Below are 13,605 nucleotides of genomic sequence, written 5' to 3' on the forward strand. Positions count from 1 at the left end.
TCGGGAAGCGGACGCGGTCTGGTGCGTGCGATTCCAAGGCGCCGGGATGCCCTTGTAGCGGAGCTACTGGGGCATTTCGGCAACGCGGGAAGGGTGCGTGCCAGGGTGTGGACGCCCGGTCAGAGGTCACCCGACAGGCTCTGAGGCTCACAGCTCCCGGCGCATGCACACCCGCGGCCAGCGGTCGAGGCCGCTCTCCTTCTCCGCGCGCCGGATCCGCCGCAGGCCCTCGGTGAGCTCCGCCTCGTCGAGGACCCGGAAGCCCAGGCGCGCGTAGTAGGGGGCGTTCCACGGGACCTCGGTGAACGTCGTCAGCGTGAGCGCGTCCAGGCCGCTGCCCGCGGCCCGTACGCCGAGATGGTCGATCAGACCGCGCCCGAGCCGCCGGTGGGCGGCGGCCGGGTGGACCGAGACCTGCTCGACATGCGCGGTCCCGTCCACCTCGTCGTGGATCAGATAGGCGAGGGGGTGGCCCTCGTCGTCAGCGGCCACCCAGGCGCGGCCCTCGCGACGGCAGTGCTCCAGCAGGTCCAGCGCCGGAGGCTCGTCGTCGGCGATCGCCGCCATGCCGAGGAAGCGGAACGGTTCGCCGGCCGCCCTCTCGATGTCCTGGAGCAGGGGGAGTTCGGCGGCCACTGCCGGTCGGATGCCCATGGGGGCAGTATGACCGAACGCCCTCGTGCCTTCCGGGGCGGGTGCCGGACCGAGGCGCCGAGCGGTCCACGACCCGCGGACCCTATGCGCCCGTGGAGACCAGCGCGTCCGCCGGGCCGTTGACCGGCTGCGGACTGCCCGTGAGGTCCATGACGAACAGCGGGACGCCCACGCCGTCCGCTCGGGATCTGGCGTCGTGCTCGTAGCCCGCGAGGGAGAAGAAGACGGTCGCCGCCGAGGCGCTCATACCGCTCAGCCACAGGCACTCGACATCGCGCAGGGTCGCGGGCCGCGTGGACGGATCGACCCGTGCGATCAGGCCCTGGGCGCGCAGATCCGTGCCGGACGCGGGCCGGGTGTCCGGCTGGACCACATCGCGGAACCCGAGCCACTGGAGATAGCGCGTCGCGGCCGTCACCGCGTCGCGCGCCGTACGGATGGTGACCGGGCGGAACGAGGGCCGCGGCACGGTCGCCGTGCGGGGCAGGGGTATGCGCGCGGGCGGCTCGGGGAAGGAGCGGCCGGCCGGGACGGGGGTGCTCACCGGGCGCACCGGAATGCGCAGCACGGTGCCGCAGGGGCAGCCGAGCTCCGGCTGCGGCCACTGGTCCTGCCGCCCGCACTCCGCGCAGCGGACGGTCACCCAGTCGTCGGTCCAGGTGCGGTGCGTGATGCGTTCCGGCGGGGCCGCGCGCACCAGCGGCGGCGCGAGCGGCGCGCCGCATGCGCACGGATACACCGGTGAGGCGAACAGATGGTCGCGGCGGCAGCACGGGCAGCGCACCGGGACCGGCTCGGCCATTACTTCCCCCTTGGTCTGTCCTGCTGCCGTCCATCGTCCATCAAGAGCGGGGCCTTGGGGAGGGACTTCGGGCATCCCTTGACGACACCAGGCCCGCCGCCTACATTGCTTCCATATAGCAGAACTATTCTTCCGCATTACGGAATCCAGCTCTGAGGGGCGCGAGGAGCCGGGATCCGCCAGGCCGAAGCAGGAGCACCCCATGCCTCGTATGACCGCTGCCCGAGCGGCAGTTGAGATCCTCAAGCGCGAAGGCGTCACCAACGCGTTCGGCGTGCCCGGCGCGGCGATCAACCCCTTCTACAAAGCCCTCCAGCAGGGCGGCGGCATCGACCACACGCTCGCGCGCCATGTCGAGGGCGCCTCCCACATGGCGGAGGGCTACACACGCGCCAACCCGGGCAACATCGGTGTCTGCATCGGTACGTCCGGCCCCGCCGGCACCGACATGATCACCGGCCTCTACTCGGCGATCGGCGACTCGATCCCGATCCTGTGCATCACCGGCCAGGCGCCGACCGCGGTGATCCACAAGGAGGACTTCCAGGCCGTCGACATCGCCTCGATCGCCAAGCCGGTCACCAAGGCGGCGACCACCGTCCTGGAGGCGGCGCAGGTCCCCGGCGTCTTCCAGCAGGCCTTCCATCTGATGCGGTCGGGCCGTCCCGGGCCGGTCCTCATCGACCTGCCGATCGACGTCCAGCTGACCGAGATCGAGTTCGACCCGGAGACGTACACACCGTTGCCGGTCTACAAGCCCTTCGCGAGCCGCCCGCAGATCGAGAAGGCGCTGTCCCTCCTGCTGGCCTCCGAGCGGCCGCTGATCGTCGCCGGCGGCGGCATCATCAACGCCGACGCGTCCGACTTGCTCGTGGAGTTCGCCGAGCTGACCGGCACGCCCGTCATCCCGACCCTGATGGGCTGGGGCACCATCGCCGACGACCACGAGCTGAACGCCGGCATGGTCGGTCTCCAGACCTCGCACCGCTACGGCAACGCGACGTTCCTGGAGTCGGACTTCGTCATCGGCATCGGCAACCGCTGGGCCAACCGCCACACCGGCGGCCTCGACGTCTACACGAAGGACCGCACGTTCGTCCACGTCGACATCGAGCCCACCCAGATCGGAAAGATCTTCGCGCCCGACTACGGCATCGTCTCCGACGCCCGCGCGGCGCTGGAGCTGTTCGTCGAGGTCGCCAAGGAGCTCAAGGCCGAGGGCAGGCTGCCCGACCGCAGCGAGTGGGCCGCCTCCGCGCAGGAGCGCAAGGCCACGCTGCAGCGCCGTACGCACTTCGACAACGTCCCCATGAAGCCGCAGCGCGTGTACGAGGAGATGAACAAGGCCTTCGGCCCGGAGACGCGCTACGTCACCACCATCGGCCTCTCCCAGATCGCCGGCGCGCAGATGCTGCACGTCTACAAGCCGCGCCACTGGATCAACTGCGGCCAGGCGGGCCCGCTGGGCTGGACGATCCCGGCCGCGCTGGGCGTCGCCACCGCCGACCCGGAGACCCCGGTGGTCGCGCTGTCCGGCGACTACGACTTCCAGTTCATGCTGGAGGAGCTGGCGGTCGGCGCGCAGCACCGGATCCCGTACGTCCACGTGCTGGTCAACAACGCCTACCTGGGCCTGATCCGCCAGGCGCAGCGCAACCTGGACATCAACTTCCAGGTCAACCTGGAGTTCGAGAACATCAACTCCCCGGAGCTGGGCGTCTACGGCGTCGACCACATCAAGGTCGTCGAGGGCCTCGGCTGCAAGGCCATCCGCGTCACCGAGCCGGACCAGCTGCTGCCGGCCTTCGAGGAGGCCAAGAAGCTGGCGGCGGAGTACCGGGTCCCGGTGGTCGTCGAAGCGATCCTGGAGCGCGTCACCAACATCTCGATGGGCGTCCAGATCGACGGCGTGAACGAGTGGGAGGACCTGGCCACCGAGCCGGGCCACGCGCCCACGTCCATCAAGCCCCTGAAGGTCTGATCCCTCCTCGCGCCAACGGTCCCCGCCCCGGTCCTGACCCCGGGACGGGGACCGTTTCCCTTGTCCGGGACGCTCTTCGCGCACGCCTCACCCGTCTGATCATCTGATAACAAGCCCCATGGTCTCCTTCCCGTGGTCGGCTGCCGGGCAGCCGACAGAACCGGACCATGCCCCGAGGAGGGCGGCGGCCGGCGTTCCGGCGCAGCCGCTCAGCGCAGCACGGCCGCCAGCAGATCGGAGCCCAGCGCCGTCAGTTCGGCCGGCTTGAGGATGTGACGGACGTACCGGCCGTCCCGCTGTGCCGTGAGCAGGCCCGCGCGGCGCAGGACGGCGAGGTGGCGGGAGACCTCGGGGCGTGAGAGTTCCCAGGCGTGGGCCAGTTCGCTGGTGGTGTGCGGGCCGCGGGCGAGGGTGCGCAGCAGCCGCAGCCGTACCGGATGGGCGAGCGCCTCCAGCCGGAGTGTGACCGTGTCGAGTGATACCGGCTCTGATGGAGTCGGCTCGGCCACGGGGTACTGCACCACCGGCTGCCACCCGGGCGCGTGGACGGCCACCAGGTGGGGGCGGCCGAAGACGCTGGGGATGAAGGTGACGCCGGTGCCATGGGCGGAGGTCGCCTTGTCCTGCACCTTGTCCACGAAGATGCAGTCGCCGTCCGGTGCCAGGGTGACCGCGGCGGAGACGGATGCGAGTGCCGGCCCGACGCCGTGGTGCTTCAGCAGGTCGTTCTTCACGCGCAGATCGGTGGCGAGCTGCACGGCGGCGCCCGCCCAGGCGGCGTCGAAGAAGGCCTCGGCGCACTGTTCGAGGGTGTGGCGCACCCGCGCCCGTACAGCGGCCGGGTCGGCGAGCAGTCGTTCCGCGAAGGCCTCTTGCAGCGCACCGCGGGCCTGGGCGAGGTCCAGGGCCCGCTCGCGCGCCGCCGCGTCGGTGAGCGGCGACGGCGCAGCGAAGTGGACCCTGCTGCTGCCGCACGTGGTGACCAGCGCGGCGGTCACATACGTTGCGTCGTCGATGCGGTCCACGTCGTCCAGCTCCTCGGCGAGGGTGGGCCGTGGCCGGGCGGGGAGCAGGAAGTCCGCCTGTGAGGAACGCCAGAGGAACTCGGCCTCCCTGAGCCGCTCGGCCAGTTCCGGACGCAGCCCGGCCCAGACATCGCCTGCCCAGCCGGCGAGCTGCGGATGATGCCCGGGTTCGGCCAGTACGTGCAGCATCGCGGTCAGCTCGGCCAGCGGGGAGGCGGCGAACCGCAGTCGCTCGGACGGCAGGCCGCTGATGTCGATCCTCAACGTCATCGCCTCATCATCACCGACCGGACGGCCGGTGATGGCGTCGGTTGACAGTGTCCGTCAACCGACGCGGCAAGCCCGGCGGCCGACCGCACCGTTGACGCCATGCCAACCACCACCAAGATCCGGCCCCGCGCCCTCGTCCGTGCCACTGGAGGCCCCCGCTATGCCGTGGCCCTGGTCGTGGACGCACTCGGCACCGGCCTGCTGCGGCCCTTTCTGCTGCTCTACGGGGTGATGGTGCTGAGGCTGTCCGCGCCCGCCACCGGCGTCGCCATGACGGCGGGTGTCGTCGTGGGCCTGATGTGCATGCCCGCGGTCGGCCGATGGCTGGACCGGGGCGCGCGCAGCACGGTCGTGGCGGCATCGATGCTGGTGCGGGTGCTGGGCGTTGTCCTGCTGCTGGCCACACCGGCGGGGTACGTCTGGCCGTTCGCGGCGGCGGCGCTTCTCCTCGGCATCGGCAACCAGGCATGGCCGGCCGCCCATGCGGCTCTCGTGGCCACGGTCGCCCACGGCCGGGAACGCGACACCGCGCTCGCGGCGGGCCGCGCCCTGCGCAACGCCGGTATGGGAGTGGGCGCGCTCCTCGCCACCATATGTCTGGCGGGCGGCGCCACCGCTTTGCAGGCGCTGGCCGCCGTGACCGGGCTGGCGTATCTCACCGCGGCGGCCCTGGCGTGGTCGGTCCGACTGCGCGCCGATCCGGCCGCTGCCCCGCCCGAGGGCGGTGACGACGGGCCGCCGCCCCGGATGCGGGCGCTGCTCGCGGCCAACGTGGTGTACGCCTTCTGCCTCAATGTCCCCGAAATCGCGCTCCCCCTGGTCCTGGTGACCCAGTTGCACGCGTCCCCGGTGTGGTCGGCGGCGATCTTCGTGGCCAACACGGTGCTGGTGGTCACCCTCCAGGTTCCGCTGACCGTCCTGATGTCCCGCTTCCCCCGGCGGACGGTGCTGGCTCTCGCGGGTGTGGTCCTCGCCGCGTCCTACCTCGGCTTCCTGGCGGCGTTGTCACTGGGACACGGCTGGGGCGCACCGGCCGTCGCCGTGGTGTCCGTGGTCTGCACCCTCGGCGAGATCCTCTATGCCGGCAGCGCCACCGCGCTCGTCACCGCTGTCGCTCCGGCCCATGTCCTGGGACGGACCCTCGCCCGCTTCGAGCTCTCCACCGGCTTCGGCCTGGCGGTCTCCCCGGCGGTCATCACCGCTCTCGCACCGCTCGGCCCGGCTGCTCTCTGGGGCACCCTGGCCGGTGCGACCCTCGTCTCCGCCTCCGCTTTTGCTCCGTCAGCCGCCGACCAGGGCCGGGAGATCCCCGGCGGCGCTCGGGTGGGCCCCGGCCCCTATGCGGTGGTGCGTTCCCGTTCCGCGGCGATCGCCCGGCGCAGCGCCTCCAGTTTGAGGGGAAGCAGCGGGCGCAGACCGTCGTAGCGCAGACGGCCGACGCGGTAGGAGGTGATGAGGCCGTTCTCCTCCAGGGGCATGCCGGCGGGACGCAGTACGGTACGGCCGTCCTCGTCGAGGATCCCGTCATGGTTCATCCAGAGCGAGACCCAGAGCTTGCTGGTGCCGTGGGTGCGCCGGACGAGTTCCGCGCGCAGCGGCAGCCATCTGTCCAGGGCCGCGCGGGTCAGCGGTGAGGTGTCGATCCACTCACCCGGCTCCGCGCCGACGACGGCCCCGCCCTGTGGGTGCCGCTCGATGTAGACGGCGGCGTTGCCGTCCGCCAGATGGGCCAGGCGCTGCCCGATCAACTCGCCGCTGCGTGCGGCGGTGTCCAGCTCCATACAGAGCACGGCCGTCAGTCGGGTCTGCGCGGGGGACATGGCGCCGCCGAGGTACCTGTCGAGCTGCCGGCGCAGCGCCGAGAGCGTCGCCTGCCGCGGGACGGGGCGCAACGCGACTTCCCCGCCTGCCAGTTGTGGAGCGGGCATGCCGTGGGCCTCGCGCAGGAGGTCGACGCACCGGCGCCGGATCTCGTTCGTCGGCCCGGAGGTGGGCGGGTGGCCGCCCGCGACGCGGCGGGCCCGCAGCGCACCGGATTCGGCGAGGCGCAGATACGGGGTGATGGCGTCCTCTTCGAGGAGGCGTCGCAGGCTGCGCCGTGCGCCGACGGGCAGTGCGCCGCGGGTCAGCGCCCGGTCCATCTCGCCGCGGACCATGTCGAGCTGCCGCCGGCGCGCTTCGCCGACGCCGAGCTCGTCGAGGAGCCCGTCGAGGGCGTTGACCGCGGCGAATGTCGACGTGGGCATGGGGTGATTGTGGCGTACGGCCGGGGTGTGCGCCGGGAAATGAGGTGAGGGCGTGGAGTACGGGACCGTCCGTACTCCACGCCCTCACGTATGTGGTGCCGCCCGACGGAGCGAGGCTGGCGCGACAGGACATTCGCACCGCCGGACGGAGTCTGTTGTCTGGCTGGGACCGCGGCGGCGGCGATTGGTCCCGGGAGGCCGCCTCCTTCTGGTCAAGAAGCGGCTTCCGGAGCCTTCACCACCGCACTGGCATCGCACGACCGCCGCGGTCCTCGCCTTCGCCCGCTCGGCGGACCACCCCTCATTCGGGTCCGCCGTGCGGGCTCGGCGCCCAGGACATGACCTCCCGTCAGTTCCTGGGCGCAGTCGGTGCCCTCAGTCCTCGCGCAGGGCGCGGACCGCTTCCTCGACGCGCTTGCCGTAGTCGGCGTCGGCGGCGTGGAAGTGGGCGAGGTTCCTCTCGATGACATCGTCCCGGCCGACCTGGGACAGACCGCCGGCGATGTTCGCGACGAGGCGCTGCTTCTCGTCCTCGGACATCAGCCGGTAGAGCTCGCCGGCCTGGAAGAAGTCGTCGTCCTTGACGTGGGCGGGGGCCGCGTGGGTGCCCGTCCAGCCCTGCACGGCGAGCGGTGCGGACTGGGCGCCGTCGCTCTGCGCCGGTCCCGCGTACGAGTTGGGCTCGTAGTTCTTCTCGTGGCGCGAGCCGTTGCGGGTGGCCATGATGCCGTCGCGGCCGTAGTTCTGCGCCGTCGTCGCCTTGGGGGCGTTCACCGGCAGCAGGGTGTGGTTGACGCCGAGGCGGTAGCGGTGCGCGTCCGCGTAGGCGAACAGCCGGCCCTGGAGCATCTTGTCCGGCGAGGGGCCGATGCCGGGAACGAAGTTGTTCGGGGAGAACGCCGCCTGCTCGACCTCGGCGAAGACGTTCTCGGGGTTGCGGTCGAGCACCAGCCGGCCGACGCGCTGGAGCGGGTAGTCGGCGTGCGGCCAGACCTTGGTGAGGTCGAACGGGTTGAAGCGGTAGTCGGCCGCTTCGGCCGCCGGCATGACCTGCACGTACAGCGTCCAGGACGGGTTGACGCCGCGTTCGATGGCCTGGAGCAGGTCGGTCTGGTGCGAGTTGGCGTCCGAGCCGACGACTTCGGCGGCCTGCTCCGAGGAGAGGCAGCGGATGCCCTGGTTGGTCTTGAAGTGGTACTTGACGAAGAAGGCGTCGCCCTCGGCGTTCGTCCACTGGTAGGTGTGCGAGCCGTAGCCGTTCATGTGGCGGTACGAGGCGGGGATGCCGCGGTCGCCCATGAGCCAGGTGATCTGGTGGGTGGACTCGGGGGAGTGCGCCCAGAAGTCCCAGACGTTGTCCGGCTCCTGCTTGCCCGTGAAGGGGTCGCGCTTCTGGGAGTGGATGAAGTCGGGGAACTTGATCGGGTCCTTGATGAAGAACACCGGGGTGTTGTTGCCGACGAGGTCGTAGTTGCCCTCTTCGGTGTAGAACTTCAGGGCGAAGCCGCGCGGGTCGCGGACCGCGTCCGCGCCGCCGAGCGAGTCGGCGACGGTGGAGAAGCGGATGAAGGTCTCGGTGCGCTTGCCCACCGCGGAGAGGAAGTCTGCCTTGGTGAAGCCGGTGACGTCGTCGGTGACCTCGAAGTAGCCGTGTGCGCCGGAGCCGCGGGCGTGCACCACGCGCTCCGGGATCCGCTCGCGGTTGAAGCGGGCGAGCTTCTCCAGGAGGTGCTGGTCCTGGAGGAGGAGCGGGCCACCGACGCCGGCGGTGGCGGAGTTCTGGTTGTCGGCGACCGGGGCGCCTGACTCGGTCGTAAGCACACGCTGCGTCATGGTGGCGGGTCTGACCTTCCGTACTGAAGCTGTTGATGCGGCCGGCGGTGCGAGGAGCGTAATTTCGCCCCGGAGGCGGCGTCAACAGTTTGTTGAAAACGAAGTGTGGTGTTCCGGACGGCGCCGGCGCCTGGGCGCGACAGGACAGGTGTCAGCGCCGACGCCGCCCGGAAATCAGGGGGCCCCGAGCGAGGGCCGGTTGCTCAGACCTGCTGGCCGGAGAGCCGCTCGACGGCGCGCAGCAGGGCCGAGTGGTCCAGGCCGCCGTCGCCCTGCGCGCGCAGGGAGGCGACCAGTTGGGCGACCACGGCGCCGACGGGCAGCGCGGCACCGACATTGCGGGCGGCGTCCGTGACGATGCCCATGTCCTTGTGGTGCAGGTCGATCCGGAAGCCGGGCTTGAAGTCGCGGTTCAGGAAGTTGTCCTTCTTGCGGGTCAGCACGGTGGAGCCGGCGAGGCCGCCGTTGAGCACGTCGAGTGCGGCCTGGAGGTTCACGCCGGACTTCTCCAGGAAGACCACGGCCTCGGCGCACGCCTGGATGTTCACGGCGACGATCAGCTGGTTGGCGGCCTTCACCGTCTGGCCGGAGCCGTGGGGGCCGCACAGCACGATGGTCTTGCCGAGAGCTTCGAGGATCGGCAGAGCGGTGTCGAAGTCGCTCTGCTCACCGCCGACCATGATGGACAGCACGGCCTCGATCGCGCCGGCCTCGCCGCCGGAGACCGGGGCGTCGAGGACGCGCAGGCCCTTCTCGGCGGCGGCCTTCGCCAGGTCGACGGAGGTCTGCGGGGTGATCGACGACATGTCGATGATCAGTGCGCCGGACCGGGCGTTCTCCAGGATGCCGTCCGGGCCGTACGCGATGGCCTCGACCTGCGGGGACGCCGGCACCATCGTGATGACCACGTCGGCGTCCTTGACGGCCTCGGCGATCGAGGACGCGACGGTGCCGCCGGCCGCGGCGAGCCGGTCGAGCTTGTCCTGCTCCAGCGTGAAGCCGGTGACGGAGTAGCCGGCCTTCAGCAGGTTCTCGGACATGGGGGAGCCCATGATGCCGAGACCGATCCACGCGATCGCCGGGCGGGAATCTGCGAGATTGCTCATGAGGGTGCCTTCCTGAACACTTCTGTACGTCTGTGAGTTCAGCGCGCAGCGCGCGCCTCGGCCGGGAGCCAGTCGAAGGACTCGGCGCTCGGCCGGTCGCCGGCCTTGTACTCCAGGCCCACCCAGCCCTCGTATCCGGCCTTCGTCAGCTCATCGAGGAGCTGCTCCAGCGGGAGCGAGCCGGTGCCCGGGGCGCCGCGGCCGGGGTTGTCGGCGATCTGCACGTGGCCGGTCTTGTCGGCGTAGGCCGCGATGACCTGGCTGACGTCCTCGCCGTTCATCGACAGGTGGTAGATGTCGAGCAGGAACTTGGCGTTCCCGAGGCCGGTCGCCGCGTTGACCCGGTCGATGACCTCGATCGCGGCCGGGGCGCTCACCAGCGGGTAGAGCGGGGACTCCGGCTTGTTGAGGGTCTCGACGAGCAGGATCGCCCCGATGCGGTCGGCCGCGCGGGCGGCCAGCACCAGGTTCTCCAGGGCGAGGGTGTCCTGGATCTGCGGGTTCACGTCCTCGACGCGGTTGCCGTAGAGGGCGTTGAGCGCCTTGCAGCCCACCGAGGCGGCGAAGTCCGCCGCCACCTCGATGTTGGCGCGGAAGCGGTCGGACTCCTTGCCGGGCACGGAGAGCGCGCCGCGGTCGGGGCCCGGCAGCTGCCCGGCGTAGAAGTTCAGCCCCACCAGCTGGGTGCCGGCGTCGTCGAGCGCCTTCTTGAGGGCGTCGAGCTCGGCCTGCGCCGGGGTGGGGGTCTCGATCCAGGGCCACCACAGCTCGACCGCCGTGAAGCCCGCCGCGGCGGCTGCCGCGGGGCGCTCCAGGAGCGGGAGTTCCGTGAAGAGGATCGAAAGGTTCACATCGAAGCGCTGGTCGGTGCCGTGCTTGTCCGTGGAAGAGGGGGCCATGAGGCTGTGCGCTCCTTCCGTATTGCGGAAGTCAGTTTCTGCTTAACGGAAGATTGCAGGCGGTCCGTCGAACTTGTCAAGGGGCCATCTCCGATTTCGCCTCTCTCGCGTTAGGTTGTGCGCGTGCGATTGAGAGTGGAGTTCACGACCGAGCCCTTCGACCTGGACGAAGCGCCCGCCCATGCCGTGGTGGCCCGTGAGGTCGTCCAGTCGGCCGAACTCGACGCCGTCGATGTGGGGCCGTTCGGCAACACGGCCGAGGGCGACGCCGATGCCGTGCTCACGGCGGTCGACGCGCTCGTGCGCCGCTCCCTGGAGGCCGGCGCCACCCGGGTCTCGCTCCAGATCAACGTGGTCGGGGAGGGCGAGAAGTGAACGGCCCCTCGGAGCACCCCCTGGCCCGCGCGGTCAAGCCGCTCGTCGACGCGATGGGCGCGGAGCTGGTCGAGCCCGGCCAGGCGAGCCCGGACGACGTGGTGCTCGCCTGGGAGGGCGAGGACGTCATAGCGGTTCGGCTGCCGCAGCTCTCCGACTCCCTCGACCACATCCTGGCCGCCCTGGAGCGCCGTCACGGCATGCCGCTGTCCGAACTGGACCGCAGGACGAAGCAGCTGGTCGTGCGCTCCCTGGAGGCCCGCGGGGCCTTCTCGGTGCGGCACGGCGTCGAGACGGTGGCCGGTGCGCTCGGCGTCAGCCGCTTCACCGTCTACAACTATCTGAACCGCGAGAACGGCACCAAGGGCGAGTGAGCGCGGGCCCCCGATTCACCCTGTGATCGCTCCCGGTCACGGCCCGTGGCGGCGATCTCCGGGCGACGGCTCGCGTGTCACCGAGTTTTCAACAAAGTGTTGACGTTATGTTGCCGGAGGGCGTTAGCTGTCCGCAGCCCGTCCAACGCACAGCGAAAAACAGCCACGGAGGCTCCCGTGACTTCGAGCTCGACGCCGGGCCTCGCCCGGTTCAACACATCGGCGGAGAGCGACGCGACCGCCGCGCTCCACGAGGTGTGCGCCAGTTCGGCCTGGGGAGACAAGCTGCTCGCGCAGCGTCCCTACGCCACCGCCGAGGCCCTCTTCACCGCCAGTGACGCCGCGATGGCCGAGCTGACAGCTGCGGATCTGGCCGAGGCGATGGCGGGACACCCGCCGATCGGCCGGCCGAAGCCGGGCGACCCGACCTCCGCCCGCGAACAGCGGGGGATGGCCGGCGCCTCCGAGGAACTGAAGGCCGAACTGCTCGAACTCAACCTGGCCTACCAGGAGAAGTTCGGTCACGTCTTCCTGATCTGCGCCACCGGCGCCACCGGTGAGCAGATGCGGGACGCGGTCAGGGTCCGGATCCAGAACTCCGACGAGAAGGAGCGGGAGATCGCCCGCGGAGAGCTTGTCAAGATCAACCGGATCCGGCTGGCCCGACTCGTAGAAGGAGAGTGACCTGTGAGCACCGAGACCACCGCTTCCGTGTCCACCCACATCCTGGACACCAGCATCGGCCGCCCCGCCGAGGGCGTCGCCATCGCGCTGTCGGCCCGCCCGGGCCCCGGCGCGGAGTGGACCGCGCTCGGCGGCTCCGCCACCGACGCCGACGGGCGGTGCAAGGACCTGCCGGCGCTGCCGGAGGGCACCACCCATGTACGTCTCGACTTCGAGACCGAGGCGTACTTCTCCACCAGAAACAACGCCAACCAGCAAGCCGAGGCGCAGCAGGACGCCCCCCGCGTAAGGGACAGCGGTGCGTTCTTCCCGGAGGTGGCGATCACATTCGCCGTCGTACCGGGCGAGCACTACCACGTACCGCTGCTGCTCAACCCGTTCGGCTACTCCGTTTACCGAGGGAGCTAGCAGACATGCCCACGATTCTCGGCCAGAACCAGTACGGCAAAGCAGAGAACCGCGTCGTCAAGATCACGCGGGACGGCGACACCCACCACATCAAGGACCTGAACGTCTCCGTCGCCCTCTCCGGCGACATGGACGACGTCCACTACTCCGGCTCCAACGCCAACGTCCTGCCGACCGACACCACCAAGAACACGGTGTACGCGTTCGCCAAGGAGCACGGCATCGAGTCCGCCGAGCAGTTCGGCATCCACCTGGCCCGTCACTTCGTGACCTCCCAGGAGCCGATCCACCGGGCGCGCATCCGTATCGAGGAGTACTCCTGGGAGCGCATCGCCACCTCGGACGCCAACTCCAAGTTCATCGGCTCCGACGAGGTGCGGCACTCCTTCGCCCGCAAGGGCCAGGAACTGCGCACCGCCCAGATCACCTACGACGGTGAGAACTGGGAGGTCCTGTCCGGTCTGAAGGACCTCACGGTCATGAATTCCACCAACTCGGAGTTCTGGGGCTACGTCAAGGACAAGTACACGACGCTCAAGGAGGCGTACGACCGCATCCTGTGCACCGACGTCTCCTCGGTCTGGCGCTACAACTGGACCAGCGACGACGACCGGATGCCCAACTGGGAGAAGTCGTACGAGCAGGCCAAGAAGCACATCCTGCAGGCCTTCGCCGAGACGTACTCCCTCTCGCTCCAGCAGACCCTGTACCAGATGGGTTCGCGGGTGATCAACAGCCGCAGCGAGATCGACGAGATCCGCTTCTCGCTGCCGAACAACCACCACTTCCTGGTGGACCTCGAGCCGTTCGGGCTGAAGAACGACAATGAGGTGTACTTCGCGGCGGACCGCCCGTACGGCCTGATCGAGGCCACGATCCTGCGGGACGGCGTCGAGCCGCGGATCCCGGTCGACATGACCAACCTGTAGCCAACCGCTTGAACCCCCG

Annotated in this window: 14 protein-coding genes; 7 read left to right on the forward strand and 7 right to left on the reverse strand. The window is 70.2% G+C overall.

What is annotated here, in order from left to right; all coding sequences use genetic code 11:
* Positions 1-147 precede the first annotated feature (147 nt).
* Together OHA05_RS28990 and OHA05_RS28995 are read right to left on the reverse strand one after the other, a co-directional pair.
* Positions 148-654, reverse strand: a complete 507-nt coding sequence (locus tag OHA05_RS28990) for a GNAT family N-acetyltransferase (protein WP_328862133.1) — start codon at positions 652-654, stop codon at positions 148-150.
* 82 nt (positions 655-736) lie between these two features.
* Positions 737-1,456 (reverse strand): hypothetical protein, encoded by a 720-nt coding sequence (locus OHA05_RS28995; RefSeq protein WP_313943345.1) that lies wholly within the window; start codon positions 1,454-1,456, stop codon positions 737-739.
* A gap of 202 nt (positions 1,457-1,658) precedes the next feature.
* Between OHA05_RS28995 and gcl the strand changes: the two genes are divergently transcribed.
* Positions 1,659-3,437, forward strand: a complete 1,779-nt coding sequence (gcl, locus tag OHA05_RS29000; RefSeq protein ID WP_313943344.1) for a glyoxylate carboligase — start codon at positions 1,659-1,661, stop codon at positions 3,435-3,437.
* 209 nt (positions 3,438-3,646) lie between these two features.
* Here gcl and OHA05_RS29005 read toward each other — a convergent pair whose 3' ends face one another.
* A complete protein-coding gene (locus OHA05_RS29005; protein WP_313943343.1) occupies positions 3,647-4,732 on the reverse strand; it encodes a helix-turn-helix domain-containing protein in 1,086 nt (361 codons plus the stop codon).
* Between the two features lie 99 nt (positions 4,733-4,831).
* Here OHA05_RS29005 and OHA05_RS29010 point away from each other — a divergent pair, with 99 nt between their 5' ends.
* A complete protein-coding gene (locus OHA05_RS29010) occupies positions 4,832-6,157 on the forward strand; it encodes an MFS transporter (protein ID WP_313943342.1) in 1,326 nt (441 codons plus the stop codon).
* On the opposite strand, the gene OHA05_RS29015 is transcribed toward OHA05_RS29010, so the two are convergent.
* The 4 genes from OHA05_RS29015 to OHA05_RS29030 all read right to left on the reverse strand — a co-directional run bounded on the left by OHA05_RS29015 (position 6,070) and on the right by OHA05_RS29030 (position 10,816).
* On the reverse strand, positions 6,070-6,978 hold the full coding sequence (locus OHA05_RS29015; protein ID WP_313943341.1) for a hypothetical protein: 909 nt from the start codon (positions 6,976-6,978) through the stop codon (positions 6,070-6,072). The two genes, OHA05_RS29010 and OHA05_RS29015, sit on opposite strands and share 88 nt — an antisense overlap.
* Positions 6,979-7,353: 375 nt before the next feature.
* Positions 7,354-8,811 carry a catalase gene (locus OHA05_RS29020; protein WP_328862134.1) on the reverse strand — a complete coding sequence of 486 codons (1,458 nt, stop codon included), beginning with the start codon at positions 8,809-8,811 and terminating at the stop codon, positions 7,354-7,356.
* 203 nt (positions 8,812-9,014) lie between these two features.
* Entirely contained in the window at positions 9,015-9,917 is a 903-nt protein-coding gene (locus OHA05_RS29025; protein ID WP_313943339.1) for a 2-hydroxy-3-oxopropionate reductase, read from the reverse strand.
* 38 nt (positions 9,918-9,955) lie between these two features.
* A complete protein-coding gene (locus OHA05_RS29030; protein ID WP_328862135.1) occupies positions 9,956-10,816 on the reverse strand; it encodes a TIM barrel protein in 861 nt (286 codons plus the stop codon).
* 123 nt (positions 10,817-10,939) lie between these two features.
* On the opposite strand from OHA05_RS29030, the gene OHA05_RS29035 reads away from it, so the two are divergent.
* The 5 genes from OHA05_RS29035 to pucL all read left to right on the forward strand — a co-directional run bounded on the left by OHA05_RS29035 (position 10,940) and on the right by pucL (position 13,586).
* The gene (locus tag OHA05_RS29035) at positions 10,940-11,191 is read left to right on the forward strand and encodes a thiamine-binding protein (RefSeq protein WP_328862136.1); all 252 of its coding nucleotides are present in this window, start codon (positions 10,940-10,942) and stop codon (positions 11,189-11,191) included.
* Positions 11,192-11,244: 53 nt separating this feature from the next.
* The gene (locus OHA05_RS29040) at positions 11,245-11,565 is read left to right on the forward strand and encodes a helix-turn-helix domain-containing protein (protein WP_391838416.1); all 321 of its coding nucleotides are present in this window, start codon (positions 11,245-11,247) and stop codon (positions 11,563-11,565) included.
* Between the two features lie 177 nt (positions 11,566-11,742).
* Complete coding sequence (gene uraD / locus OHA05_RS29045) at positions 11,743-12,249, forward strand: 2-oxo-4-hydroxy-4-carboxy-5-ureidoimidazoline decarboxylase (RefSeq protein WP_328862137.1); 507 nt, start codon at positions 11,743-11,745, stop codon at positions 12,247-12,249.
* A gap of 3 nt (positions 12,250-12,252) precedes the next feature.
* The gene (uraH, locus tag OHA05_RS29050; RefSeq protein WP_328862138.1) at positions 12,253-12,657 is read left to right on the forward strand and encodes a hydroxyisourate hydrolase; all 405 of its coding nucleotides are present in this window, start codon (positions 12,253-12,255) and stop codon (positions 12,655-12,657) included.
* Positions 12,658-12,662: 5 nt separating this feature from the next.
* Positions 12,663-13,586 (forward strand): factor-independent urate hydroxylase, encoded by a 924-nt coding sequence (gene pucL, locus OHA05_RS29055; RefSeq protein ID WP_313943333.1) that lies wholly within the window; start codon positions 12,663-12,665, stop codon positions 13,584-13,586.
* The last annotated feature ends 19 nt before the right edge of the window (positions 13,587-13,605 follow it).

The sequence above is a fragment of the Streptomyces sp. NBC_00306 genome, from assembly GCF_036169555.1.
Classification (GTDB): domain Bacteria; phylum Actinomycetota; class Actinomycetes; order Streptomycetales; family Streptomycetaceae; genus Streptomyces; species Streptomyces achmelvichensis.

Bases quoted from the DNA above. Each gene is read 5' to 3' on its own strand.
- OHA05_RS28990 (WP_328862133.1), bottom strand. From the start codon at position 654: ATGGGCATCCGACCGGCAGTGGCCGCCGAACTCCCCCTGCTCCAGGAC.
- OHA05_RS28995 (WP_313943345.1), bottom strand. From the start codon at position 1,456: ATGGCCGAGCCGGTCCCGGTGCGCTGCCCGTGCTGCCGCCGCGACCAT.
- gcl (WP_313943344.1), top strand. From the start codon at position 1,659: ATGCCTCGTATGACCGCTGCCCGAGCGGCAGTTGAGATCCTCAAGCGC.
- OHA05_RS29005 (WP_313943343.1), bottom strand. From the start codon at position 4,732: ATGACGTTGAGGATCGACATCAGCGGCCTGCCGTCCGAGCGACTGCGG.
- OHA05_RS29010 (WP_313943342.1), top strand. From the start codon at position 4,832: ATGCCAACCACCACCAAGATCCGGCCCCGCGCCCTCGTCCGTGCCACT.
- OHA05_RS29015 (WP_313943341.1), bottom strand. From the start codon at position 6,978: ATGCCCACGTCGACATTCGCCGCGGTCAACGCCCTCGACGGGCTCCTC.
- OHA05_RS29020 (WP_328862134.1), bottom strand. From the start codon at position 8,811: ATGACGCAGCGTGTGCTTACGACCGAGTCAGGCGCCCCGGTCGCCGAC.
- OHA05_RS29025 (WP_313943339.1), bottom strand. From the start codon at position 9,917: ATGAGCAATCTCGCAGATTCCCGCCCGGCGATCGCGTGGATCGGTCTC.
- OHA05_RS29030 (WP_328862135.1), bottom strand. From the start codon at position 10,816: ATGGCCCCCTCTTCCACGGACAAGCACGGCACCGACCAGCGCTTCGAT.
- OHA05_RS29040 (WP_391838416.1), top strand. From the start codon at position 11,245: ATGGGCGCGGAGCTGGTCGAGCCCGGCCAGGCGAGCCCGGACGACGTG.
- pucL (WP_313943333.1), top strand. From the start codon at position 12,663: ATGCCCACGATTCTCGGCCAGAACCAGTACGGCAAAGCAGAGAACCGC.